Annotated in this window: 1 pseudogene; it reads right to left on the bottom strand. The window is 40.4% G+C overall.

The features are described 5' to 3' along the window. Positions 1 to 552, bottom strand: a pseudogene (locus tag M983_RS17685) (RHS repeat protein); the annotation flags it as partial.

Here is a 552-nt window from a genome sequence, read left to right as displayed (position 1 = left end):
CTAACTAATTGCCCTTTACCATCGGTTTCTAATCCACTGTTGCCAATACCGTCATCATAGCTATAACGCAGTGAGTTATTTTCAATCCCTTTCGGTGTGCCAATTTCCCAACACAATGCTCTGACTTTTGCACTAGTGCCTGCTTGAATTTGTACAACGGCATATTTCTCTATCACAGAACTTGTGCTCACGTCCCATTGTTCAATATTCGGTAAATAGTGCGTAGTAACTTTTTCTAAATCACCGTTAGCAGCTTTACGCCCGCGTATTTTCGTCACACGTTGGCTCGCACTGTTATATTGATAAGTTTCACCCTCAGACAAATGCCCACTTTCCATTATCTCTTTTGTGGCTTTCAGATGATTACGGCTATCCCAAATAATGGCATCCCTATTAAGAAGCTGGGTTAAATTACCGCTCTCATCAAAATAGCTATCGACTTGCTTCGGATCAGAACATTGTGATTTAAGTAATGCCCGATTAGTTTTATTAGATATGGTTATATCTTGGGTAAAACTTTGTTGCGCAATAGCGGAGTTATGACGGATTTGC

The organism is Proteus myxofaciens ATCC 19692 (assembly GCF_001654855.1).
Taxonomy (GTDB): domain Bacteria; phylum Pseudomonadota; class Gammaproteobacteria; order Enterobacterales; family Enterobacteriaceae; genus Proteus; species Proteus myxofaciens.
Note: the sequence above shows the minus strand (reverse complement) of the source record. Positions and strands in the feature narration are given on the sequence as shown.